Source organism: Desulfosporosinus sp. BICA1-9 (assembly GCF_000802135.1).
On sequence record NZ_JUEE01000213.1, the window covers coordinates 36,835 to 60,707 of the forward strand.

Consider the following 23,873-nt stretch of genomic DNA (forward strand, 5'->3'; position numbering starts at 1 on the left):
ACTTTTATGTAGAATACTATTAACATAGGCAACTATTCATTATGTAAAAAAGAGACCATGGAGGTCTTGACCTGACATTAAGTCTGGTCAAGACCTCCATGGTCTTTTTCATTTTTCAAAGGAGGTGATTATTGGCATATGAGCCCATGCCAGCTGTCTTCCCATAGTTTGTAAAGTAATGAATTCCACGTTCCAAAACGCCTTCAAAATCTTCCTGCATCTTATGTTCGAAAATGTCAGAAACTATCAACTTCAGACCTAAAGATATTCTGATCTGACCGTCAAGATATCATTGGGTCTGACCCTAACAGAAAATGATCCTGTCCTAGGCAACTGCTTATGAACTTGTTCTGGTATAGGCTTTTATAATTCATAAAAGAAGGAGCGAACTGTGATGTGTGAATCGAATGCTTTTCTCAAAGATGGAGAAAACGAAGTGATGCTCATGAAGTCAGTTGATACCATCGAGCCCTGTGAAAATGACTTAAAACTAATGGATATCTTCGGAAAACAACTATTTATCCAAGCCAAAATTAAAAACATGACCCTTCTCAACCACCGTATTATCTTAGAAAAGATTTAACCAACACCCTAGGCAACTTTATGTAGCCTAGGGTGTTGGTTTGAGTAAATAGTTATGTACTGCTTTTGCAGTTTACTATTATCTAGTAAAGCGTCATGGTCTCGAACTCTGATAACAATTGGTTCCCCTCTGAAATATGGTTTTGTAAATGTTGAATGCTAACTTGATCTTCAATATTTTACCCACCTTTGGGACGAGGGAAAGGCTGCTAAAGCATCCGGTAAGTCGTTTTGGGACAACAGGGCGGATGAGTTTAACAAGATAGTTTCTCAAGGGGGTCCTGATGAGCGCATTAAGAAAATCGTTAATTTTTTGTCACATAAGAGCCTTCTCACCGAGAATAGTAGCGTCTTAGACATAGGCTGCGGTCCAGGACGCTTTGCCGTTGAATTTGCCAAGAAGTCAGCAGACGTTACAGGCCTAGACATATCCGACAAAATGTTAGACTATGCGGTGAAGAATGCCGAAGCTGCCAACCTCACCAATATCTTGTTTAGAAACTTAAACTGGGATGAAGTCAACCTTGAAGACTACGGCTGGAGAAAAAGATTTGACTTGGTGACCGCGATCAACAGCCCAGGGATCCATGATCTAATCACGCTAGAGAAGATGATCGAGGCCAGCAAGGGCTACTGCTTTTTGTCAAATTTTGTGGATCGTACCGACTCTGTTCAGGACATTATTCGCACGGACATTCTTAAGCTTAAAGAGGTAATATTTTATAACAATACAGTTTACAGCATTTTAAACATCCTTTGGCTAATTGGATATTATCCCAGTATTGCCTATGTCGATACGGCTCGAGAACATGTCCGAACGGTCCAGGAAGCTTGTGTTTATTATGGTTCGTTATACCTCTATCGGGCACGCGTATCATTTTTATATAACCCCGGAAAGATGAAAAGATGCGAAGCCGAACCCAAAGGCAAACAGCGGGACAGGGACAGATAATGGAAATTAAAACAAGGAACCTGTCCCCTTGTTTCTCAAATACCTTCAAATTCTTCCCTGCCTCATCTCTACCACCCGGTCGGACATCCAGCCCACAACCTCTCTATCGTGGGAAATGAAAAGATAGGAAAGTTGCCGCGTTTTTTGCAGATCTTTCAAAATGTGCAAAATTTGTGCCTGCACCGAAACATCCAACATAGAGGTAGCTTCATCCAGAACAAGTACCCGCGGTTGCAACATCAGAGCGCGACAGATGGAAAGACGCTGGATTTCGCCGCCGCTCACCTGATGCGGATAGCGTTCTAACAAAGAATCATTCAGCTTTACCTGCTCAAGCACCCGGTAAAGCATTTCGTGGGCGGATACTTTTTCATAAAGGCGAAAAATTTTAAGCGGTTCCAGTACGCTGTCTTTTAGTTTTATGACTGGATTAAAAAAGGATTCCGGGCGCTGGGAAATAAGTTGAACCTCGCCGCGGAAGGGAAGCAACGCTTTACCTTTTAGCAGCGTTATATTCTCACCCTTATAGAACACTCCGCCGCCATCGCTTGGAATCAAGCGCAGCAGAATACGAGCTAAAGTGCTTTTGCCGCAACCGCTGGGTCCCATCAGACCAAGGGTTTCCCCCCTATCAATTTGCAAGCTGACATTGTCGAGAGCCAAAAAGGACTTTCGTCCCCCACCCCTGCGAAAAGTCTTACAAACTTCGCGGGCTTCAAGCATATAAAAAGCACCTCACAAGCCTGCCGCCGTGTTCATAAGAATTCGGTTTTTCCGCCGTGCAACGCACAGTGCAGTGTATACAGCGGGGCGCAAATTTGCAGCCAGTAAAGCTTTCTCCGGGTGCCGGAGGCATACCGGACATGGGCTCCATCCCATTTTGAGGAAGTGAGGCCAGAAATCCCTGCGAATAGGGATGCAGCGGAGTTTTCAGAACATCCTGCCCCATTTCCAAAATCTCTCCGCTGTACATCACTGCCACACAGTCGCACAGCTTTTCAGCCAACCCAAGGTCATGGGTAATGACAATCATCCCGTCCACGCCCTGCAGTTTCATCGAAACAAGCGTTTCGTAAACCTGCTCGCGTAGATCCCTGTCAAGCCCCTTGGTCGGTTCATCCGCCAATACCCAGCGTGGTGAACAAGAAATACCGATGGCACACAGTACGCGTTGCTGCATACCACCGCTCAGCTCAAACGGATAGGAGCGCAAAATACGCCCCGGATCATCAAAGCCGAAGCTGTGCAGCAGACTTTCCGCCTTTCGCCTGCGGCTTTTGGCGTTCTTATCTACTATCATCAGTGCTTCGTCAAGTTGAACGCCGATCCGCCTCACCGGGTTGAGCGAATCGCTTGGATTCTGCGGGATCAGACTGATTTCCTTTCCACGCAGGGTACGCAGCTGTCGGAGCGAAGCTTTGGCAATGTTAAGCCCGCAATAAAGGATGTCGCCGCCCACCTGTGCATAGGAAGGCAGCAAGCCGAGGATCGCCAGTCCGAGTACGGATTTTCCGCAGCCGCTCTCTCCGATGAGTCCGGTAATTTGTCCACTGCGAAAGGTAGCGAAAACATGGTCAACTGCTTTAACCGAACCGGAGGAAACCGCAAAATGTACGGTGGCATCCTGAATAACAATGTGATTGGAAGTGGCTTCTAGCATTCGCGCACCTCCTCATTTTTTATGTCAAAATGATCGCGCAGAACGTCGCCCAGCATATTGATAGCCAGCAGTAATAAAAAAATACACAGCCCCGGCACAAGAATTAGATGCGGGGAACTGCGGTAATGAAGGCGTGCATCATTAATCATAACACTCCAGTCAGGTGTGGGCGGTTGAACTCCTAACCCTAAAAAGCTCAGCGAGGCGATAGACAACACACTGCGTCCCACCCGGATTGTAAAAAGGATAATCATATTATTGATCATATTAGGAAGGATGTGACGAAAGATCAAACGCCTATTACTACTTCCTAGACAGCGCATTGCCTCTATATAGGGCTCCTCTCGCAAGCGCAGTACCTCGGTGCGCACAATTCGGGAAAATCCTGCCCATGAGGTTAGTATCAAAGCCAGCAGCAGACTCTGGATGCTCGGGCCCATCACCCCTGCAATAGCGATCATCAGACAGGTTCCGGGCAGACCCTGGAAAATATTGGCAAGTACGGTGAGGCACCAGTCCGCCGCGCCTCCATAGTAACCCGCAATCATTCCCAAGAGCATACCGAGCAGCATGGACAGAACCGTCGCCATCAGCGCCAGCAGCATAGAGATTCGACCCCCGTACAGGACGCGGCTGAGCATATCCCGCCCCAGCGAATCAGTTCCCAGAGGATGTCCTAAAGATGGTCCCTCCAGACGCACCGACATCTCGGTGGTATTAGGCGGATAGGGCGCGATCAGCGGTGCTAAGACGCTGGAAAGGATAATCACGGACAGAAGCAGCACGGCAATGATGCCTTGCGCTTTTCCCTTGTTCTTCAAATACTGCTCCCTCCCAGCCTTATTTTCGGATTCAGCACCAAGCTGATTAAATCTACCGCCAGTGTGACAGCGACAAAAAGAAATCCGGTAAGCAAAACATAGCCTTGAAGGGCCGGATAATTACGCATGTAAATGGCCTCGATGGCATAGCTTCCCACGCCCGGGAGTGCAAAGATAGTTTCTACAACAACCGAGCCACCCAGTATTCCGCCAAAATAATTGCCCAACAGCGTAATGACGGGCACAATGGCGTTGGGCAGGGCGTTTCGCACAATAAGGCGATATTTACTGATTCCTTTGGCGTTAGCGGCAAGAAAATATTGTTTTCCCAATTCCCCCAGAAGCGCGGAACGCATCAAACGCGCAGCTGTTGCGGTAGTGGCGCAAGACAGCACTATTGCCGGCATTAACATATATTTAGCTCCGCCTGTACCGCTGGTGGGCAGCCACCCAAGGACCTCAGCGAACAGCAGCACCATCAAAATGGCAAGCCAAAAACCCGGAATGGAAAGCATTATATTGGTTAGTCCTTGGATGCCATGGTCAAGCAGGCTGTCTTTATAGGCCGCAGACAAGGTGCCTATTAGGATTCCGCCTGCACAGGTTAGCAGCATAGCATATCCTGCCAGCTTTAGGGTTACCGGCAAGCGCCGAGCAAGCTCTTCACTCACTGGTTCGCTGGTGGCATATGAGTAGCCGAGGTCACCGTGCAGGGCGTTTTTTACCCAGCGAATATACTGTACGGGCAGCGGATCGTTAAGTCCCATCTCTTCCCGCAACGCGGCAATCTGTTCCGGTCTCGCCTCAGACATGCCGCCCTGACTAAGCGCAATTTCCGCCGGGTCGCCGGGGGAAATAACCCCCAGCGTAAAAGCAATCAGGGAAATACCCAGCAGAACCGGAACCAGCGAGGCAATTTTCTGCAAGATATACCTGCTCATTGCCTATTCAGCCCAAGCAACATTCGGCAGTTCCAAACCGTAAAGTTTTGCCTCATAACCAGTCAGTTTAGTACTGTAAGCCATCAAGGTCACATCGTTAAACAGAGGAATGACTGGAAAATCCTCGCTGGAAATCTGCTGGATCTGATTATAGATTTCTTTGCGCTTTTCCATATCGAGAGTGGCTGCCGCCTCTTTCATCAGTTTTTCCACCTCAGAGTTGTTGTAGCCGAGACTGTAATTCTTATTATGGTCACCGCTGGTGAGCATAAAGCGGTTGAAGATGGTGAAGGGTTCGCTGTTGGAGAGTCCCTGCTGTAGACGGACAAGATTGTGGTTGCCTGATTTCATTTCCTCTTTCATAGTAGCATACTCCAAGGGTTGAATTTTAACATCCAGCCCTATTTCCGAAAGCCAGGCTGCAATCAGCTCCGCCTCCGGTTTCTGGGTGGACTCGCTGCCGTTTATCAGATAGACAATTTCACAACGTTTATCCCCCAGTACCGCTTTGACCAGCGCTTTGGCTTTTTCCAGATTCTCTTTCACGGGAATTTCCTTATAAAATGGAGTGCTGTAATTAAGGATATTGGTAGTAGGAGAACCAAACCCGCAGTATAGGTCAGTCACTATAGACTGGCGGTTGAGGGCAAGGCTGACAGCCTGACGCATACGCAGATCATTGAACGGAAACTTGGTTCCATTGACCCCCAGAAAACGAATCATCGTGGATTTATTGGTAGTCAACGCAAAGTCAGGATCTTTTTTAAGCTCTACGGCTAGCGAAGCAGGAATTGCTTTTAGATCCAATACGCCCATAATCTCAGCGGATTTTAAGGCAGAAAAGCGAGTATCCGCATCAGGAATTACTTTAACCCGAATGGATTTTGCTTTGGCCTTTTCGCCATAGTAATGATCATTACGCTCCAACAGAACATATTGGTCCTTCACGTTCTCAACAACTTTAAAAGGACCGGTACCTTGGGCAATACCGTTGAAATTTCCTTCCTTATCGAAGCATTTAGGGCTGTACATGGCACTTCCGAAGTTCACCATATTGTAGATCTGAGTGGGTGAGGGATTCTTAAAGATGAGTTTAAAGGTATAATCGTCCACCTTGGAGTACTCTTTCAGCCCAGGATAGTTGGAATTGATATCCAGCGGGTAGAAAGAGGATTTCTTAACGCCCAACTTCATACGGTCAAAGTTTGCGACGACCGCATCCGCATTGAAGCCTTCGCCGTCGTGGAACTGGACACCCTTGCGCAGCTGAAACGTCCATTCCTTACCGTCCTCGGATATTTCCCAGCTTTCGGCAAGACCGGGCACAGGGGATGCCTTGTCGTCCTGTTTGACAAGCGGTTCCCAGACATAGAGAATGCTGCTGCAATAATAACCATCTTTTTCACCGGGGGCAAGGTTACGGTAACCTCCAAGGACAATTTCAGTGTTCCTGTTCACAACTGCAGGAGACTTGGAGGAATCGGCCGCGCTGCCCGTCGGGTTGGATTTGCTGCAACCTGCAATAGACAACACTATTAGGACGGACAAGCAAAGTACCAACACCTGTTTCAGTTTGGTTTTGAAAAAAAAGTTCATGGATATCCTCCTCTTAATATTTTTTAAGTCTTCACTACGTGTACTGAAAACTTTGAAAGCAGTTATTTGTACCAGTAAAGCAACTCCGAGCGAAATTTGTGACGACAACGGTATTTTCCATTTTCAAAGTGGTAATAGCGTTGCAAGATCTCCAGTACCGCCTTTTCATCATAGCGCGCAGCAATGTAAGAAACCGCACGGTTCAGCATCTCATCAAATGTGTCATAAGCATATTCGCGCTCATTGGAAATACTTATGCATTCAGCACAAATTCCAAGTCCGTGAAGTACCTTTTCTAAGTCTCGGCAATCCATCCGTGTGTAGCGCACGGGAAGCCGCAGTTCCTGTTCAAAATCGGAGAGATACGGCTGTTCCGGACTTTCGTTCACGCCGATGATGCAAAGCCTGTCAGCAGTTTCATTAATCTTGCCAAGGCAATGCTCAATTTCGACCATCCGATAAAAACAGTTATAAGCAAAAACCACGTCACATTGCGTAGGGGTACAATCCTCCCATTTGCCATAAAGGGGGGTGATGTTTTGCACATTATTCTCCGACGCTATCCTTTGTACGTATTCCAGTACATCTTTGGAAATATCAATACACGTATACTGCTGGCAAATTGCCGCAAGACGCAGCGAATAATTGCCCCAACCCGGTCCGATTTCCAGGATAGATTTAGCATCCACATTTTGAATCAGCCCGCATACCTCATCAGCAATCTTAACTGAGTACTCATCCGGCTGATAGACGGATTTTTGAGCCAAATATCGTTTCCAGAAATCCTTTTCCGCCTCATCACTGATAGCTCGCTCGCTGTATCCTCCATTTGGCAGGCGCATCGCCTGTCTCCACTGTTCACCATAGTCATTATGCAACCCACTTTTCATATTATTCCTCCATTTTGCAATCATCAGGGAGTCTCAACCGATTGGTCAAGAGGCAAAAAATACTGATCAACATTTGTTCAGCACTAATAATACCTCCTCTATCGCTCGTAGAGTTATTGGCGTGTAGCATTTAGGCAAGTCTCCTAATTAAAAAAATAAAAAAACAACCCCACATCACTAATCATAACGACAGCAATGTATCGGTTGTCTCGGACGGCGCGTTCTCTTCCGCTTTCAAGTCGCATTCGCATTTTGGAAAGCGGATCCCGCTTGAACAAGACTTTGACCCTGCAGGTCATTTTCCCTCGGGAAACCTTTTCTGAACACTTACAATATATAAAAGCCCTTCAAAATAGAAGGGCTGAATTAACAAGTCCCTCCACCCATCCATCGTGAGTAAAGCCTATGAGCAATCAGGTCTCCTGGCTCAGGTTCCTCGTTTAGTGCCTCCTTCCCAAGTCTCCTCAGTGGCTGTGGCACAAACTCCCCGTTACAGTGGCGGGACCGCGCCGGATTTACACCGGCTTCCCTGTTATGATTTCTCGGCTATGAAAAATCGCTTGCTCAGCTATTAAATTGGCAGATTAAATGTACCACAAAGGCAATACCCAGTCAAGTCCCGACCAACGGGTGGTGTTGGGGTCGAGAACGTTTCTAGTTCCCTAAGGCCAGCAATCCTGTCACAACCGCCTCAACTGAATTTTGCAATGACTTTACTGATTAACAAGACGAGCATCCTCCCTTATTAAAGAGCTTGGCATTTCTAAGATGGTACCGGTCAGGTATTTTGTATACCAATGCCGCGGCTCTAGGAAAATCTGCTGCTTACTCCCTGTTTCTACCAATTTACCCTGATGCATCACTGCAACTCGGTCACTTACTGCTTGGACTACCTCTAAATCATGGGAGATAAAAAGCAGGCCTATGGTATGCTTCTGCTGGAGTTTTTTTATCAAACTCAAGATCTGGGCTTGCACGGAAACATCCAGCATAGAAGTGGGTTCATCCGCGACAATAAATTTCGGTTTAAGGGCCAGCGCTCTGGCTATGGCCACACGCTGAGCCTGTCCTCCGCTGAGTTCGTGCGGGTAACGCTCCAGGTGTTCCTCGGCAAGACCCACCTCGTCCAGTAATCCTCTTACCCTTTCCCTTTCCTCCGCCTTGCTTTTTACCAGTCTATAGAGCTGCAGCGGTTCTGCCAAAGATTCCGCTATTTTCAGGCGGGGATGTAAAGACTGCTGAGGCTGCTGGAATACAATCTGCATCTCTCTCCTGAATTTCAAGAGCGCTGCTTGTGACCTGCCCGTTAATTCCTGGCCTTCAAAGCGCACACTTCCGGAGGTCGGCTGGATAAGCATCAGCAGAAGCCTAGCTACCGTGGATTTTCCACACCCGCTTTCTCCCACCAGCCCCAGCGTTTCTCCCTGGCGCAGACAGAAGTTGACCTTATCGACTGCCTTGACTCCGCTTTTATTAAAGATTCCGACGCTATACTCTTTGACAAGATTTTTAACTTCGATCAGCATAAAAACACCTCACATAATGGTTTGCTCCGGTTTCTGCTATTTCCGGATGAAGCGCAGCACAGTTGGGACAGGCCACTCGGCATCTGGGTTGAAACCTGCAGCCTGGGGGCAGCAAGGAAAGGCTGGGACTGAAACCAGGAATAGGCTTAAAGCCTCTCCCCGGCAAAGAATCGAGGAGGGATTGAGTGTAAGGGTGTCTGGGCTTTCCCAATATACCGCAAGCTGAACCCATTTCCACGATTTCTCCGGCATACATAACGGCTATCCGATCTGCCAGTACAGCGGCAACCGAAAAATCATGGGTGATCAACAGCATTGAGGAGCTATTCTCAGCGGCTTGTTCTCCCAGCATAGTCACAACTTCCTTCCTTAGCACCGCATCAAGGCCTTTGGTAGGCTCGTCCACCAGGATAAGCTTTGGCTTGCAAGCTACCCCCATAGACACCAACACCCTCTGCCGCATCCCGCCACTCAGTTGATGAGGATAGTAGTTCATCCTTTTGGCCGGATCAGGAAGCAGCAAACGGGTAAACAGGTTTACTACCTTCTCTTGGGCTTCCAATTTTCCAACCTTTTTGTGAAGCTGTATGACCTCCATGACTTGCCAACCAACTTTGAGCAGCGGATTAAGAGAGGTCGCCTGACTTTGGGGAATCATGCCGATTTCCTTCCCTCGTAGTTTTCGCAGTTCCTCTTCACTTGCTTCCAGGATTTCTAACCCTTTGTAGCGGATACTTCCTTCGATCTGTGAATTCTTGGGTAACAGGCGAAGAATGGAAAGAGCCAGGACAGATTTTCCACAGCCAGTTTCTCCTACCAACGCCAGAACCTCATGAGGATAGATATCAAGGGAGACATCGTCAACCGCTTTAACTACCGTCTCTTTCACTTGAAAATAGGTACTAAGGGCGCGAATGGAAAGTAACGGGGATGACGCCTGCATAGTTACCATGGAAACCCTCCCTTCTCTGCTTTAACCTATTCAATGTACCTTTCCCGCAGCCGAGGATCAAAATAATCCCTCAAGCTGTCCCCTAGTAAACTGAAGGCTAAAATGGTAACCATGAGTGCTAGACCCGGAAACAGAGTAACATGCGGCGCAGTCCTGATAAACTCTCTACCTTGGTTAATCATTGCTCCCCATTCTGCATCCGGCGGTTGGGCACCCAGACCGAGAAAACTTAAGCCTGCCATAGACAACACGATCTGGGCAATATCCAACGAGGCCATGACCATCACAGGGGCTATGACGTTTGGTAGAATGTATTTAAAGAGTATTCTAATCGAACTGTTGCCCATCGCCCTGGCAGCTTCGACAAACTCTGACTGTTTTAAGGTTAATACCTCCGCCCTAACTAGTCTTGCATATCCCGTCCAGTGTACAAATGTCAGCGCAATTATGACGCTCCCCAATCCCGGACCCATAGATACGATCAGGGCCATGGCCAGAATAATACTGGGAAAGGCTAGCATAACATCCACAAGGCGCATAATTAAGCTATCAACATTGCCGCCTTTATAGCCGGATATAAGTCCGAGTAGCACTCCTCCTGTTCCACTGATGGCAACAATGAGCGCCGCAGCAACCAAGGAGGTTCTTGTTCCTTGAATGACTCTGCTCAACACACACCTTCCCAAGGGATCTGTACCAAAAGGGTACTGGAAGGAAAGTGGTTTCACCTTCTCATTCAAGCTTACAGCGGTAGGATCATGAGGCATGATCAGCGGTGCCATTAACCCAACCAAAATGATGATGAGGACAACTGCAGCACTAAAAACCAACAGTTTGTCTTGCTTCATAAATCTTATAACAACCCTGTTATAACGTTTTTTTACCGCAATAGTGGTTGTAGTGTTCATTTAACTCTCCCTCCCATAGCGTATCCTCGGGTCCATCAACGCATAGGATAGATCTACTACTAAATTTACTAGAGCGTAGGTCGTGGCTATCAGCAGGATACATCCTTGAACCATAGGGATATCCTTGGCAAAGATTGAATCTATCAACAGCTTTCCTATCCCCGGCCAGGCAAAGACTGTTTCCACAATTACCGATCCTCCTAGCATGTGGCCAAATTGAAGCCCCACCACAGTGACCACCGGCAGAAAGGCATTTTTTAAGGCATGCTTCGAAACTACGCCCGTTTCATACAAGCCTTTGGCCCTAGCCGTCAGGATATAATCCTGACTCATCACTTCTAGCATGCTCGAGCGCATAATCCGCATGGTCACAGCCCCCATACCTGCCGCAAGTGTCACACAGGGCAATACCAGAGAGGATACACCCCTAAATCCAGCCACCGGGAACAGGTCAAAACCGAGGGAAAAAATAATAATCAGCAAATAGGCCAGCCAGAAACTGGGCATAGACACGGCAAAAAGAGCACTGATTCGGCCTAGGTGGTCAAGAAAAGAGTTTCTCTTAACTGCGCACAGAATTCCGAGAGGAATAGCAATCAAGAGAGAGAGTACAACGCTCAATGCTGCCAGCAACACTGTCGCCGGGAACCTCTGCTTGATAAGCTCCGCTACCGGAACTCTGTAAACGTAGGAATCTCCCAAATTCCCTTGAACTGCTTGCTTTATCCAGCGATAATACTGTTTAAACATGGGATCACTCAGCTTATACCGTGCTGTGATCTCAGTTATTTCCGCCTCAGTTGGAATTTCTTCCAGACCAATAAAAGCATACTTCAAGATAGTTACAGGTGTAGAGCCAGGGGTCAAATGTAAGATGCCAAAGGTAAGAATGGAGGCAGCAACAACCACCAGGATTGTTGCCGCCAAACGTTTGAGAATGAATCTCCACATTCTATTCTACTCCTTGATATTAACTTCATTGGTCAGCATATAATCGTGAGCTGTGGGATTAAAGACAAAACTATTAACTTTGCTCTTCATTGCCACAGCGACACCATAATAGGCAATCGGTAGTACCGGCTCTTCATCTTCCAGAATTTGCTGTACCTGCTTGGATAGATCATACTTTACTTTTTGATCATCCACTGCCATACATTGATCAATCAGTTTATCAATCTCTGCATTGTTATAACCGATAACTTTATTATTTTTTGAATGATATAAAATATTCAGATGATAAGAAGGAGAAGGAATCATCGCTGTTGCAAAGGCACTCATTTTCATATCCCATCTTCCCTTGGAGGCAATTTCAGACATCGCTGTATATTCCATAATCTCAGTTTTCAGATCAATACCAACTTTTTTAAACTGGGCCTGCACCGCTTCGGCCATCGGAGGAAGTCCCGGCCTTTGAGGATAAGTCATAAGTGTAATTTTCATCGGCTTTCCGTTTTTATCGACAACCCCGTCTCCATCCGAATCTTTCCAACCTGCTTCAGTAAGAAGCTGTTTGGCTTTTTCCGGATCATAAGGATACCCTTTTAGATTCTCATTTGTCCAAGCCATTCCAGGCATATAGGGCCCCTTGGCAGCAGCACCGCATCCAAAAAGTACATTTTTCACAATACTTTCCCTATCGATCGCATAACTCATTGCTTGCCTTACTTTGACATCGTTAAAAGGCGCTTCCTTTAAATTCATTTCAATAATATACGTCCTGGCTGTTTTATTGAGCTCCACCTTGAGCCCATTCACCTTTCCCAGCCTCTCCAGTTCATTATAGGGCGGATCACAGGTAAAATCGATTTCACCCTTCTCCAAAGCAAGCGCCCGCGTATTAGGATCGGGTAACGCACGAATTTCAAGCTTATCCAGCTTAGAAACAGTCCCCCAATATTGTGTATTCTTAGACATCTTCATGTCCCCGGTGGATGGGTCAAAGTGATCCAACTTGAACGATCCTGTACCAATGGGTTTTATCAGCTTCCCATCTTTATCAACCGAGCTTAAACCAATAATAGAAGTGTTTGAATAATGCAGTGAAGCGGGTAAGTCACTGTTAGGGGTTGTCGTTTTAATTAAAACAGTCGTATCATTCTCTGCTTCAACTGTTTTAATCTTGGTGAAACTTAGAATCTGTGGATTTATGGTGATCGCTCTCATGAGCGACCACTTTACTGCTTCCGCATTCAGAGGAGTGCCATCATGAAACTTAACATCTTTACGCAAAGTAAACTTCCATGTATTAGGGTCAATTCTTTTCCATTCTGTAGCAAGACTAGGTTGCAACTCAAAATTTGGTTTTGTTCCCACCAGTGATTCGGTAATCAACGCTTTTTCCATGGTTAATGTGCCATTAGTAGCCGGATCAAGGTTGTTAATCTTCCACATTTCGCCAACTACCAATGTCTGATTTCCAGAACTAACCGCCTTAACCCCACAGCCGGATGTACTCAGTGTCAATGACGCCAATAGAATATAAAGTATAATGGATAGACTTCTTCTTTTCATACTTTCTCTTTCCTCCTCGTTCATTTAACAGTTGTGACAACAAATCTCTGATAGTAGCCATATTTCAGATTATCCAGCAGGCCATGAGCACGAGGGTCTTTAAAACTCACCGTTTCTGCTTCTTTCATTCCTAGTGCTCTTAGAATCCTTAAGTCTGCCTCTGGGCGTTTTTGACTGCGCAGGGGAAGCTTCTTCTCAAAATCACGCAGACCGTGGGATTTACTTGAGGAATATGCACCTTCGGTTAAGCGCACGGTAATAGTTGCCGCTGCTTTCCAGATCATTTTCCATGGACTGAAATGGTTCCAGTCGCCATCAATGATCACCAACTTTCCGCCGGGCTTTAGTACCCTTACCCATTCGGCAGCAGCTTTTTCAGGGTCCGGCATTGTCCAAAACACATGACGGTTTATCACCGCATCAAAGACGTTATCCTCAAAGGGAAGTTCGTCAGCATCGCCATATTGGAATGTTACATTTAGCTTTTGACGGTCCGCTTTCTCTCTAGCATGCGCGAGCATCTCCTCAGCAACATCTACTCCGGTCACACTGTGCCCATATTCGGCCAGCAATAGAGCAATAAACCCTGTCCCAGAGCCTACATCCAATATCTTAAGTTGTTTTCTCCCCACAGTCTTGATCAAAATGGCCTGCCAGGCTTTTTTTTCTCGTTCGGAGTGGATTCCATGCCCCGGGCATTGGTCAAACTCCTCAGCTGTGTCGTTCCACCTCTCTCGGATTTTCTCTTTAACGTCGTTCGCTTGCACGCTCAACTTTTCATCTCCTCCCTAGCTATTTGTGCTCTTGAATGAACATTGACTGACAATTTGTGGACTAATGCTTTATCTTTAACTCTCTAGATATCACCCCTCTGTCGAAAATCATGCCTATGTAGGCTCAATTTGTGATGTTGATGATTTGAAAAAGCGTCACCAATGGCACCCAATGACGACATTGGTGACAATAAGTGAGAAGAGTATGAGTATGAGAGTATGTTGAACTCTGCCTAGGAAATCCAACATACGAGGCCCACTAAAAAAAGCCATGTAAAGTCTGACCAGACAACTGTCAAGTCAAGACCTCCATGGCCACACACCTTTATGAAATTATATAAACTTTTAAATCCATAACTGCAACACCCGCTGTTGCCATCCTCATGCGCACTACAGATTAAATTATGGAGTCTAGTATACTCAAAATATTACCCCCTAGATAAAATAAAACCCAAAAAAGCGCTGCTATAGCAACTTTTTTGAGTCCATCCCAAAAATAAAATACTTAGGTAAAAATCCCCACAAAAGCCTTCATGACTTTCCTTAAGGACATTTATACCATATTTCATCCTTGTTAGTCAATAGTTTTATCCGATGGCTAATCGCCACTAATCTCCGCTTCTTAAGCGGAGATTAGTGGCGCTAGGCCCCTGGATAAGTTCAACTAATACTTCAGGTGGAGTAGAAACTCCACCTGAAGTAAGTTTCCTATATTGGCTCAGCGCCAAGAGATGAGACCACTCTCAATGTTTTAATGAAATTGCAAATAAATTAGTAACTGCAAGAAGGAATAATAGTATTTATGTAGAATACAATGCACATAGACACAAATGATTATAAAAAAAGACCATGGAGGTCTTGACTAGACTTTAAGTCTGGTTATTTCTTCCAAGGTCTTTTTTTATTCTACAAGGAGGTGATTGATGGCATACTAACCAAAATCGAATGACTCTCCAAAACTTGCTATGTGAATTCGACACTCCAAAACGCCTTGATATCTCTTACCCAAAGATATCGTGATCTGACCGTCAACGATATCTTTGGGTCTTAAAAAATAATAATGAGCTTATCCCAATCTATCAGACTTGCTCTGAGCTCTTCAAATATATAAAGACAAAGAAGGGGCGATCAGTAATGTGTGAATCTAATGTCTATCTCAAAGATGGAAAAAACGAAGTAATGATCATGGAGTCCGTCGATACTATCGAACCCTATGAAAATGGCCTTAGACTTATGGATATTTTCGGTAAACAGATCTGCATTCAAGCCAGAATCAAAGACATGACCCTTCTCAATCACCGTATTATTTTAGAAAAGTTACCCTTAGATAACCTCTAGGAGAGCCCTTCATGCATACCCTGACTGTCGAAACTCCGCAATACCTAGTTACAATAATCTTATATCCAGATAAATTCATTAAATCCTAACTCTAATTTGGAAAGTATGGGGTCGATTGGATTTGAGGTCCTTGATCCTTAGTAAAGAAAAGGGAGCATATCAAAATAGAAATTTAATTTTCTATTTGAGTCAGCCCCTTTCTCAATTAGCCCTTTTTCTAATTATTAATCTGTCCAAAAAGCAAAATAATTTTACTTAACGTGACAGCATTTTACCTTTCATAATCCCAAAAGCAACCGCCGCCATTACCCCACCAACTCCAACTATAGCCAGCATACTGACACCGCTGGCTTTATTCTGTTTTCCTTCTTCGCTAAGCTCATAAGCTTTATACTCTTGGGTTTTTCCTCCTTGTTCACCAGCACTATTTTGTTCCTCGGCATCAGCCTGCTCTTGGGGAGCAACAGGTAAATTGCCTGCTGCTGCAACAACTGTTGGCGCTGCCTGTGGTATTGGATCTTCTGCCCCAGCTCCTTGGGCTTGTGCTTGAGCTGTCGCCTCATTTTGTGTATTTTCTTTCGAGACTGTTTCTTCCTGCTTAGCCATCTCCTGTGGCTGTTCAAGATTTATCGGTTCAGGTTGGACACTTACCGCTTTATCCATAGGTAGAGTTTCTGCCTGAACTTTATCGGACGAATGACTTTCATGAACATTTTGCATTTGGATATTAACATTTTTTTGTGTTGCTTCTGCTAGTGTTTCTTGAAACTGTTTACGTATACTGTCATCCAAGGTAGAAAATTGCGCCAACCACTCATTCATTACAATATTTTTACAAGTATGGTGACAGCAACATACCCCGTAATCAACCATAGTCTGCATATAAACATTGCTTAACTTTGTCAGTTCTTCCTCAGAGGCCTGCCACAAACCTTTTCGGGCAACTTCCAGAGAGTAACCAATCATCGACTGTAAAGCATACGGATCAAGTTTTGATACAACTGTTTGATCGAAAAAATAGGTATTGGCAAGCGCTGACCATGTTTTGTCACTAATTGCACCCAATGTAGCATCAACTAAAAAAGTATTGCCAAACCACTTTGCCAGTGTTTGAGAACCTGCATAGCCTTCTTTCAACATTGCTTCAACAAATTTAGGATTCAAGAGACGGCCATCTATTTCTTGAGAAACGAACTGCTCTAAAGTTTGAATTTGGGTTCTGTCTGCGCCTAAGCGAGTATTGGCAATATAAGCCCAAACATCTTTGCCAGAAACCCACTTTGCTGCTAAGGTCAGCCCTCCCAAATATGAAGCCACATCATCATTATCCAGTGCTCCATAAACTGAATCTCTGACCAGAACCGTTGCTTGAACGTCTTTTAAAACCCTGGTAAAAGTATCCTTAGCCGGCTGTCCATAGACTGGTGTTCCATCTTTGGCCATACCATAAATATAGCCCATACGGGTTAAATAGGTATCTACCAGATCACCGCTAACATCCCAGCTTTCCGTAGCCTCGATCCTTTCTGCTAAACCCGTTCCGTAAGTACCGGGCTTTTCGCCGAATACTCTGGAAGCTGCCAGGAATTCTGCATCTTTCTCACTGTAGCCTTGACTCAGAAGTTCTGCCTTTATCTCTTCATAATGTTTCTTAATATAGTTTTGTGATATATCTTCATTTAAACCTGCCAACTCCCGAACAGCTTTATCCAGCAACTCGCTAACGATATTGAAAGTATCCCGGAAAAGACCTGAGGTAGTAATGACAACGTCAATTCTTGGCCGACCTAGTTCTGCAACAGGAGTAATTTTATAGGATTTTACCCTGCCTGCTGCATCCCAAACAGGTTCAATTCCCATTAATCTCATAACCATAGCTATACTTTGACCCTCTGTCCGCATGGTTTCAATAGCCCATAATATGGCACCTATAGATTCCGGATAAGATCCGTGTTCAGCATAATACGTTGCCAGTAAATCATCGGCACATTTTTTTCCTATTTGCCAAGCTGCTTTATCCGGAACAATCCTGGGATCAAAGGACTTAATATTCTTCCCTGTTGGCATAACATCCGGATTACGTACCGGATCATTACCAAGACCCGGTGGAATATACCCGGCATTCAGGGCCAAAAGAAGCATATCCATTTCTTCTGTGGTCTTCTGGAGATTAGCCCGTATTTCGTCTTCGATAGCACTGCGTGTTTCCAGATCATAATTCACAATTGCTTTTATCATGTCTTCAAAAGCTTCTCCTTCGGGTGCCAACCCGAAAGTGTGAAGACCTAAGGGTGTAACTTCAGCCTCCAGATCATCTAAATAATCTTTACATTTTTCCAACTGCTGTTCAAATGGTTCATCTAACTTTATCCCGATTTTTTCAGCCATACCCTCATCAACTAAAAGCCTGTTAACCTTAGTTTTGATATTAGTAATTTGGTCCTCTCCTAGATTTGCAGCTACTGCAGCTTCATACTCATTTGCCAAATCATGAAGTTCGCGTAGATTACCGTATAGTTCTACATTTGCCAAGGCAGCTGTTAAATGATCAATCAGTACTGCGTATCCCCTTCTTTTAGCCTGTGTTCCTTCTCCCGGGTTATTTACTATATAAGGATAAATATTCGGCATGTTCCCCTGTACAATATCGGGCCAATCTTCGCCGGATAGACCAACTGCTTTACCCGGCAGCCATTCAGCCGTACCATGAGTACCTAGATGGACTACCGCATCGGCCTTAAAATCATACTGCAGCCAAAAGTAAAATGCCAGGTACTGATGAGTCGGTGGCAGCGTTGGTGAATGAGTTATTTTCGCAACATCTTCGCCCCAGCCACGCATAGGCTGCGGTCCAAAAAAGACATTGTCGCTAATAATACCCGGCAATACTATCTCACCATTATCTACCATAACACTTCCCGGAGCAGGACCCCATTCTTTTTCTACAGCTTCACGCAAATTGGCCGGAAGCTGATTATACCAGCTTAAATACTGTTCTGCACTTAACTTGATAATTCCGTCTTGCGAAACAAATTTTTCTAATTCGCCAGGTGCCCAACCGCCAATATTGCGACCTTTATCAAACATAGCTCTAAATACTTGCTCTTCTGTTATTTTACCTTCAGTGCTTAGTGCCCCATCCTGATCCAGCGAATAATTGTTAGCTTTCAGATTTTTTAATATTTCCGTTAAGCTCTTTGGTACATTTAAATAAGAAGCTCCTATTCCATCCTTACCACCATCAAGGTTGTAATAAATAATCGCAACTTTTTTAGCCTGATTATTACTTCTATGCAGTTTTGCCCAAGCTTCTGTCCTACCGGCTAAACGCTCCATCCGATCCGGAAGAGCAATTTTCTTGGTTATTACCGCTCCGGTTTCTTGATCCGTATCTAAGGTAATGGTACCGCCCATCATCACAGGCTCAATCCGACCTTCCAGTTCAGGCTGTGCTATCTGCCAATAAGATTCACTGTAAGCTCCTGCCGGGTCGATTTTCCACTTTTCTAAATCCGACGAATAGATTGGGGTTAGAATTGGTATGTTCATTTCTTTAAATAAAGCTATAGTTTGTTCCTGGCTTTTACTATAGAATTGAAAACCGATACCACCACAAATCATTGTATCTATAGCCGGTTCCTTGGTTCCATCAGCATTAAGATCTCTATAGAAGAAAGTTCGGACCGAATCTATTCTTTTATCACTTGGAGAATAAAGCAGAATAGTATTTAATCCTCTTTTCTCCAGAGCTTTTACTGTAGAAGTATATAAGTCTTGATCTGCATTTTTATAAAATGAATCATAGCCGATAATACCTACCCAGGGAGCATTAGCATTATATTCCGGTCTTTCCATGTACCATTTATAATAATCCTCGGGTTGAAAAAAGATTCCAAGTCCCTCTGCATCCGGATGGTAAACAAAAGCCCCTCCAAAACTGATAGGCTCTAAATCTTCAGAAGTAGTATCTTTATAAGCTAAATATAACAATAAACGTTCCCAGTTACTAACACCACTGTTTATAATATAGGCATTTAGGCGATTCCAGTCATTATCGTCCTTATTAACTTGTACTTGTAATTCTTTTACGATCTCTACAATAAATCCTGTTGTACTCCATTGACCTTCTTTTGTTTTTTCTCCAGATCTCTGCACATATATTTGTGGTTGCTTCCCCTCATTTTCCCATTTTGCAGAATAACAATTACTGAAAATATCGCGAAGTATGGCATCTCTATTCGCACCAATCATTTCTAATAAAATAGCATCCGAGTTTAGTATCGCCTCTTGAACTTTGGCAACTTTTTCAGGAGATTCTAAATCTGATGGAGCGAAAATTTTCAGCCCAAATTCGTAGGGTGGATTTCTTTTCTCAATAAGGTTATGATAGGCTTCCACCATCGGAGCTGTGAAACCTGTGGTACCGGTGATTACAACCAGGTTAACAGGATAACCATTAATTACTTTGATCTTACACTCTGCCAGCAACTCTCCACAGGCTGCAGTAACTGTTGCTTCCCCTTCTGCTACTGCCGTTATCAGTCCGTCATCTACTGTTGCCACAGCCTCATTATCACTAGTCCAGGTAATTTCTTGGTCGTTCATTACTCCGCTGAATTGGTCATATACCGTTGCCTGCAACGTTTTCTGTGAACCGATTGTAATCTTGACTGAGGAGTTGTCTAACTCTATCTTGTCTACTCTTATCTCCTCGACTGTTACTTCACAGCTTGCAGCTTTACCATTACTAGTTGCTGTTATATCCGCAGTTCCCACACCAACTGCCGTTACCAGCCCGTCTTTTACTGTTGCCACATTCTTATCTTCTTCACTGCTCCAGGTGATTTCTTGGTCGTTCATTACTCCGTCAAATTGATCATATACTGTTGCCTGCAAGGTTTTAGTTGAACCTACTGCCATTTTGAGCGTGTTCTGGTTTAACTCTATCCTATCTACACTATTGTCATCAGCTCTAACAATAGATGGTAATAGACTTAAGACCATCAAAAACAACATCAAGATTGCAAAAGGCTTTCGAGACCTACTTAATATGTTCTTTCTTAGCATGCTCTTTTTCCCCTCTCCCCCGTGTTCTTATTTACCTTCTTCTACCGGTTGCACCATAATTAATTTACCTGTTTTAGGGTCTTTAAACACAGTCCCCATTTCTTCAAAGCCGCTGCCTGTTTTTGAGTCAACTTGCGGTAAGCTTTCCATTTCTTTTCCTTGTTTTACATCAACAATCGCTTGTTTTGGTTTACCGGCACTACTACTACTACTACTAGGACTGACGTTATAAACATTAATTAACGCAACTATTAAACCTACGCTAAAAACAAACATAACATCCGCTAGATTAGCCAGACTGCTTAATGGATTAAAGTCTTCCTCCGATTGCAACTTTCTTCCCCGTTTGCGCAACATGCTCTCTCACCTCAATAATTGTTTCTAAAATCGTATCCAAATCATTCAAGTAGCGTTCATACCAGCGCCGACGCACCTTCGATATAGTAAAGGTTAAACTACCGGCAAAAACACCAATAATGGTAGCATCAAAAGAAACAATCAGGTACTGAGCCAACATGTTAAAATCTCCTTTACCCAAGCCTACCAAACCTGGTCCTAAAGGAATCAAAGTACCCATTAAACCCAACAAAGGACCCATTTTAGAAATTAAGTCTGTTTTTTCAGTTCTTTTAGCAATTAAATCTTCTTGCTCGCACAAGAGATTTTGAGCGACTATCCGTTGACGAGCTCCTTCTGCGGAAGCTAAGGTTAGGAATTCTGTGACAACTTTTTTTAGTTTAATAGGCAATTCGCTATTTTCCACATAAAGCTCAAGGTTATGGGTTTCTGGTAATTTACTCAAAAACTCTTTTGTTTTAAACTTGTGTATTTTTTTCTCCCCAACCATTTCCCCGATCAGGGCACCTGTCTCGATTACAGCTGTCACTACAAAATAAAGTAAAAAAGCATAACAAGGTATCATTAAACTTTGGGAAATAATATGCATAATTTGATTCAAATACTGGGAACCAACCATAGCCATTTCCTAATCATCTCCTCCAACTTAAACTATTGAAACCAGTTAACATTTCTTTGCCAAACCCCAACGCAAAAAGAACAAAAAATCCAACTGCAGATAAGAGTAATTCTTTTTTGGAGCTTAATACCATAGGTATAAAAGTGTCTTGCATGGTTGCCACTATGTTAGGAATTAAAAAAGCAGATAACAACGTAAAAATGCCTAAAAACAATAACCCTTGATGAAAAAAACTAGCTACGTCAAAATTAAATCGGGTCAATAATCTTCGTAAAATCCAGCTTACTAAGACGATACCTAAAGAAAATGCAATACCTGTTGCGATAGATACAGCATACAAAGGTACCTTTAAACCACCCGCCGTATAAATTACAGATATAACTAGTGCTCCAACACAAAAGGGACATGGTAAAAAACCCAGCCAATAACTAATTTTTTGTTTTATCCCAAGGGTTTTTGTTTCACAAGTACAAATACAAGTACGTTCTACCCCTAAGTAAAGGAAAAGCAAACCTGTTAGGCATGCAAAAGCAAATGTATATTTGTCAATAAAATCTCCAATAAGCTGATATTTCTCGTTAAAAATATAACTTAACAAAACTACAGAACTGCCAAAAATTGTTGCATAACCAGAAATTTTAGGTATGGTTAACCAGGAAGATCCTAAAACCAAGCCTGTTTTGATGCTTAAAATAAGAATGGCCACCAACAAACTAAGAATTAACATCCTTTTTCACCTCCTTCCGGAATAAGCCACTCGACGTAAAAAGCCTCTCAACCGATTGGTCAAGAGGCTAGAAATACTGATAAACATTTGTTCAGCACTAATAATACCTCCTCTATCGCTCGTAGAGTTATTGGCGTGTAGCATTCAGGCAGGTCTTCTGACTCTGGATCATCAATGTTTCATACCTTCCCAGACTCTTCCAGTGGCATAATAGAAACATTTCCCCATCACAGCGGCGGGACCATGCAGGAATTACACCTGCTTCCCTTTTAAACCGAGGCTCTCAAACTTCGGTACCTAAATTCCCTAAATATTTAGTTTTTATAGATATCCAGCGATATTAAAGGGGTTCCGTTTCTCCTCCACTCCTAATAAAAAATAAAGAGACAACCCCACATCACTAATCATAAAGACAGCAATGTATCGGTTGTCTCGGAATCACGTTCTCTTCCGCTTTCAAGTCTCATTCGCATTTTTGAAAGCAGATCCCGCTTGAACAAGACTTTTACCCTCAAGGTCGATTTCCCTCGGGAAACCAAATATGTACCCATAAAAATATCAAAAGCCCTCCAAAATATGAAGGGCTGAATTAAATAATTCCTGCCACCCATCCATCGTGAGTAATGCATATGAGCAATCAGGTCTCCTGGCTCAGGTTCCTCGTTTCGTGCCTCCTTCCCAAGTTTCCTCGGTGGATGTGGCACAAACTCCCCGTTACAGTGGCGGGACCGCGCTGGATTTACACCAGCTTTCCTGTTATGATTTCTCGGCTAAGAAAAATCGCTTGCTCATCTCTATTAAAATTCACAAATTAAATCTATCACAAAAGCAACACATGGTCAAGTGCCGTTGGCACCGAAAAACGCTCTCTTGTGTTAAGAACGGCTTATTCAAACCCATTCCCTCTCTGGCCTGTTCTACAAGTTGCGGAGTTGGTGTCACCCATAGGCTTTAACCTCACAATTTAAAGAAACTGCCTTCTAATGACTAATGGTTTCCTGAATTTCCATTTTCCGAAAACCAATGCTGCGAAAAGCTTGGGGCTTCTTAATATCCAAATTTTAAATAAATTAGGATAGTTGTTGCATTATGAACATAATAATAATATTATATCACTGTATTACTATAGCGTTATGAATAAGAAGGAGGGATAAAACAGATTTAAACTGTTAACATTCCAGACTCTGATTCTATAAAAAGACCAGCTAATAAAAGTCAAGAGTTTGTCTGATTATTTCTTTTAATTTTCGGTTTGTAAAATACGGCATAACAAACTAAGCCATTGAAAAATCCGAACAATGACCTAAACGTTAATTTTTGGGAAGCCCACCTAGAGAAACGGGACGCTCGGCGCTAGCCAAGCAAACTCTCTTTCAATTTGGGGTAACTCTCTGGAGTAAAAGAGACTTTGCAGTCTTCAAGCGTTTGGGTGTAGTGCACGTGTCAATAGGATGATGGCGAGCATATCCTCGGTCTAACGCCCTCCGGTATCCCTCGCATCACCTTTGACACGATCCGAATGGCTCTGTCGTATCCAAACTATTCCTTTAAGCAGCTGCTGGTTGAGGCTTTGTTGTCCTCCAAGTTTGATGATCTTCAGGTCGTTTAATCACAAAGGGCTTTTGGTCACGAAGAACAGCAAATATGTAGTGA

The 23,873-nt window shown here is 44.0% G+C and carries 19 protein-coding genes, 1 pseudogene and 3 riboswitches; of the genes and pseudogenes, 3 read left to right on the forward strand and 17 right to left on the reverse strand.

Annotated features, from left to right (window positions below; genetic code table 11):
* Nucleotides 1-115 precede the first annotated feature (115 nt).
* Complete coding sequence (locus JL57_RS36700) at nt 116-250, reverse strand: hypothetical protein (RefSeq protein ID WP_366557113.1); 135 nt, start codon at nt 248-250, stop codon at nt 116-118.
* Nucleotides 251-394: 144 nt separating this feature from the next.
* Between JL57_RS36700 and JL57_RS26515 the strand changes: the two genes are divergently transcribed.
* Complete coding sequence (locus JL57_RS26515) at nt 395-583, forward strand: CooT family nickel-binding protein (protein WP_034144895.1); 189 nt, start codon at nt 395-397, stop codon at nt 581-583.
* A gap of 252 nt (nt 584-835) precedes the next feature.
* Nucleotides 836-1,534, forward strand: a pseudogene (locus JL57_RS26520) (class I SAM-dependent methyltransferase); the annotation flags it as partial.
* Between the two features lie 45 nt (nt 1,535-1,579).
* On the opposite strand, the gene JL57_RS26525 reads toward JL57_RS26520, so the two are convergent.
* The 12 genes from JL57_RS26525 to JL57_RS35645 all read right to left on the reverse strand — a co-directional run bounded on the left by JL57_RS26525 (nt 1,580) and on the right by JL57_RS35645 (nt 14,106).
* Nucleotides 1,580-2,257, reverse strand: a complete 678-nt coding sequence (locus JL57_RS26525; RefSeq protein ID WP_034144896.1) for an ABC transporter ATP-binding protein — start codon at nt 2,255-2,257, stop codon at nt 1,580-1,582.
* Nucleotides 2,250-3,194, reverse strand: a complete 945-nt coding sequence (locus JL57_RS26530; RefSeq protein WP_034144897.1) for an ABC transporter ATP-binding protein — start codon at nt 3,192-3,194, stop codon at nt 2,250-2,252. Before JL57_RS26530 ends, JL57_RS26525 begins: the two co-directional genes overlap by 8 nt.
* On the reverse strand, nt 3,188-4,015 hold the full coding sequence (locus tag JL57_RS26535; protein WP_045691157.1) for an ABC transporter permease: 828 nt from the start codon (nt 4,013-4,015) through the stop codon (nt 3,188-3,190). The genes JL57_RS26530 and JL57_RS26535 overlap by 7 nt, the downstream gene beginning before the upstream one ends.
* Nucleotides 4,012-4,956 carry an ABC transporter permease gene (locus JL57_RS26540; protein ID WP_034144898.1) on the reverse strand — a complete coding sequence of 315 codons (945 nt, stop codon included), beginning with the start codon at nt 4,954-4,956 and terminating at the stop codon, nt 4,012-4,014. Before JL57_RS26540 ends, JL57_RS26535 begins: the two co-directional genes overlap by 4 nt.
* 3 nt (nt 4,957-4,959) lie before the next feature.
* Nucleotides 4,960-6,552 (reverse strand): ABC transporter substrate-binding protein, encoded by a 1,593-nt coding sequence (locus JL57_RS26545; protein ID WP_045691158.1) that lies wholly within the window; start codon nt 6,550-6,552, stop codon nt 4,960-4,962.
* Between the two features lie 62 nt (nt 6,553-6,614).
* Nucleotides 6,615-7,442, reverse strand: a complete 828-nt coding sequence (locus JL57_RS26550) for a class I SAM-dependent methyltransferase (RefSeq protein WP_034144899.1) — start codon at nt 7,440-7,442, stop codon at nt 6,615-6,617.
* A 394-nt stretch (nt 7,443-7,836) separates the two neighbouring features.
* Nucleotides 7,837-8,017: riboswitch (cobalamin riboswitch) on the reverse strand.
* 138 nt (nt 8,018-8,155) lie between these two features.
* A complete protein-coding gene (locus JL57_RS26555) occupies nt 8,156-8,968 on the reverse strand; it encodes a dipeptide/oligopeptide/nickel ABC transporter ATP-binding protein (protein ID WP_045691160.1) in 813 nt (270 codons plus the stop codon).
* Nucleotides 8,952-9,920 (reverse strand): ABC transporter ATP-binding protein, encoded by a 969-nt coding sequence (locus tag JL57_RS26560; protein WP_291300610.1) that lies wholly within the window; start codon nt 9,918-9,920, stop codon nt 8,952-8,954. The genes JL57_RS26555 and JL57_RS26560 overlap by 17 nt, the downstream gene beginning before the upstream one ends.
* A 26-nt stretch (nt 9,921-9,946) precedes the next feature.
* On the reverse strand, nt 9,947-10,828 hold the full coding sequence (gene nikC, locus JL57_RS26565; protein ID WP_045691161.1) for a nickel transporter permease: 882 nt from the start codon (nt 10,826-10,828) through the stop codon (nt 9,947-9,949).
* On the reverse strand, nt 10,829-11,779 hold the full coding sequence (locus tag JL57_RS26570) for an ABC transporter permease (protein ID WP_034144900.1): 951 nt from the start codon (nt 11,777-11,779) through the stop codon (nt 10,829-10,831).
* A gap of 6 nt (nt 11,780-11,785) precedes the next feature.
* Nucleotides 11,786-13,339 (reverse strand): ABC transporter substrate-binding protein, encoded by a 1,554-nt coding sequence (locus tag JL57_RS26575; RefSeq protein WP_034144901.1) that lies wholly within the window; start codon nt 13,337-13,339, stop codon nt 11,786-11,788.
* 20 nt (nt 13,340-13,359) lie between these two features.
* Entirely contained in the window at nt 13,360-14,106 is a 747-nt protein-coding gene (locus tag JL57_RS35645) for a class I SAM-dependent methyltransferase (protein WP_291300615.1), read from the reverse strand.
* 1,140 nt (nt 14,107-15,246) lie between these two features.
* Here JL57_RS35645 and JL57_RS26585 point away from each other — a divergent pair.
* Entirely contained in the window at nt 15,247-15,450 is a 204-nt protein-coding gene (locus tag JL57_RS26585) for a CooT family nickel-binding protein (RefSeq protein WP_034144902.1), read from the forward strand.
* Between the two features lie 255 nt (nt 15,451-15,705).
* On the opposite strand, the gene JL57_RS26590 is transcribed toward JL57_RS26585, so the two are convergent.
* The 4 genes from JL57_RS26590 to JL57_RS26610 are packed head-to-tail and all read right to left on the reverse strand — an operon-like array spanning nt 15,706 to nt 22,220.
* Nucleotides 15,706-20,517 carry a cobaltochelatase subunit CobN gene (locus JL57_RS26590; protein ID WP_291300611.1) on the reverse strand — a complete coding sequence of 1,604 codons (4,812 nt, stop codon included), beginning with the start codon at nt 20,515-20,517 and terminating at the stop codon, nt 15,706-15,708.
* A gap of 27 nt (nt 20,518-20,544) precedes the next feature.
* Nucleotides 20,545-20,850 carry a DUF2149 domain-containing protein gene (locus JL57_RS26600; RefSeq protein ID WP_291300612.1) on the reverse strand — a complete coding sequence of 102 codons (306 nt, stop codon included), beginning with the start codon at nt 20,848-20,850 and terminating at the stop codon, nt 20,545-20,547.
* A complete protein-coding gene (locus tag JL57_RS26605; RefSeq protein WP_034144904.1) occupies nt 20,828-21,499 on the reverse strand; it encodes a MotA/TolQ/ExbB proton channel family protein in 672 nt (223 codons plus the stop codon). Before JL57_RS26605 ends, JL57_RS26600 begins: the two co-directional genes overlap by 23 nt.
* 7 nt (nt 21,500-21,506) lie before the next feature.
* Nucleotides 21,507-22,220 (reverse strand): DUF2162 family putative transporter, encoded by a 714-nt coding sequence (locus JL57_RS26610; RefSeq protein WP_034144905.1) that lies wholly within the window; start codon nt 22,218-22,220, stop codon nt 21,507-21,509.
* 129 nt (nt 22,221-22,349) lie between these two features.
* Nucleotides 22,350-22,536: riboswitch (cobalamin riboswitch) on the reverse strand.
* Nucleotides 22,537-22,838: 302 nt separating this feature from the next.
* Nucleotides 22,839-23,023, reverse strand: a riboswitch (cobalamin riboswitch).
* Nucleotides 23,024-23,873: the final 850 nt, after the last annotated feature.

Bases quoted from the DNA above. Each gene is read 5' to 3' on its own strand.
- JL57_RS26515 (WP_034144895.1), top strand. From the start codon at position 395: ATGTGTGAATCGAATGCTTTTCTCAAAGATGGAGAAAACGAAGTGATG.
- JL57_RS26525 (WP_034144896.1), bottom strand. From the start codon at position 2,257: ATGCTTGAAGCCCGCGAAGTTTGTAAGACTTTTCGCAGGGGTGGGGGA.
- JL57_RS26530 (WP_034144897.1), bottom strand. From the start codon at position 3,194: ATGCTAGAAGCCACTTCCAATCACATTGTTATTCAGGATGCCACCGTA.
- JL57_RS26540 (WP_034144898.1), bottom strand. From the start codon at position 4,956: ATGAGCAGGTATATCTTGCAGAAAATTGCCTCGCTGGTTCCGGTTCTG.
- JL57_RS26545 (WP_045691158.1), bottom strand. From the start codon at position 6,552: ATGAACTTTTTTTTCAAAACCAAACTGAAACAGGTGTTGGTACTTTGC.
- JL57_RS26550 (WP_034144899.1), bottom strand. From the start codon at position 7,442: ATGAAAAGTGGGTTGCATAATGACTATGGTGAACAGTGGAGACAGGCG.
- JL57_RS26555 (WP_045691160.1), bottom strand. From the start codon at position 8,968: ATGCTGATCGAAGTTAAAAATCTTGTCAAAGAGTATAGCGTCGGAATC.
- JL57_RS26560 (WP_291300610.1), bottom strand. From the start codon at position 9,920: ATGGTAACTATGCAGGCGTCATCCCCGTTACTTTCCATTCGCGCCCTT.
- nikC (WP_045691161.1), bottom strand. From the start codon at position 10,828: ATGAACACTACAACCACTATTGCGGTAAAAAAACGTTATAACAGGGTT.
- JL57_RS26570 (WP_034144900.1), bottom strand. From the start codon at position 11,779: ATGTGGAGATTCATTCTCAAACGTTTGGCGGCAACAATCCTGGTGGTT.
- JL57_RS26575 (WP_034144901.1), bottom strand. From the start codon at position 13,339: ATGAAAAGAAGAAGTCTATCCATTATACTTTATATTCTATTGGCGTCA.
- JL57_RS26585 (WP_034144902.1), top strand. From the start codon at position 15,247: ATGTGTGAATCTAATGTCTATCTCAAAGATGGAAAAAACGAAGTAATG.
- JL57_RS26590 (WP_291300611.1), bottom strand. From the start codon at position 20,517: ATGCTAAGAAAGAACATATTAAGTAGGTCTCGAAAGCCTTTTGCAATC.
- JL57_RS26605 (WP_034144904.1), bottom strand. From the start codon at position 21,499: ATGGCTATGGTTGGTTCCCAGTATTTGAATCAAATTATGCATATTATT.
- JL57_RS26610 (WP_034144905.1), bottom strand. From the start codon at position 22,220: ATGTTAATTCTTAGTTTGTTGGTGGCCATTCTTATTTTAAGCATCAAA.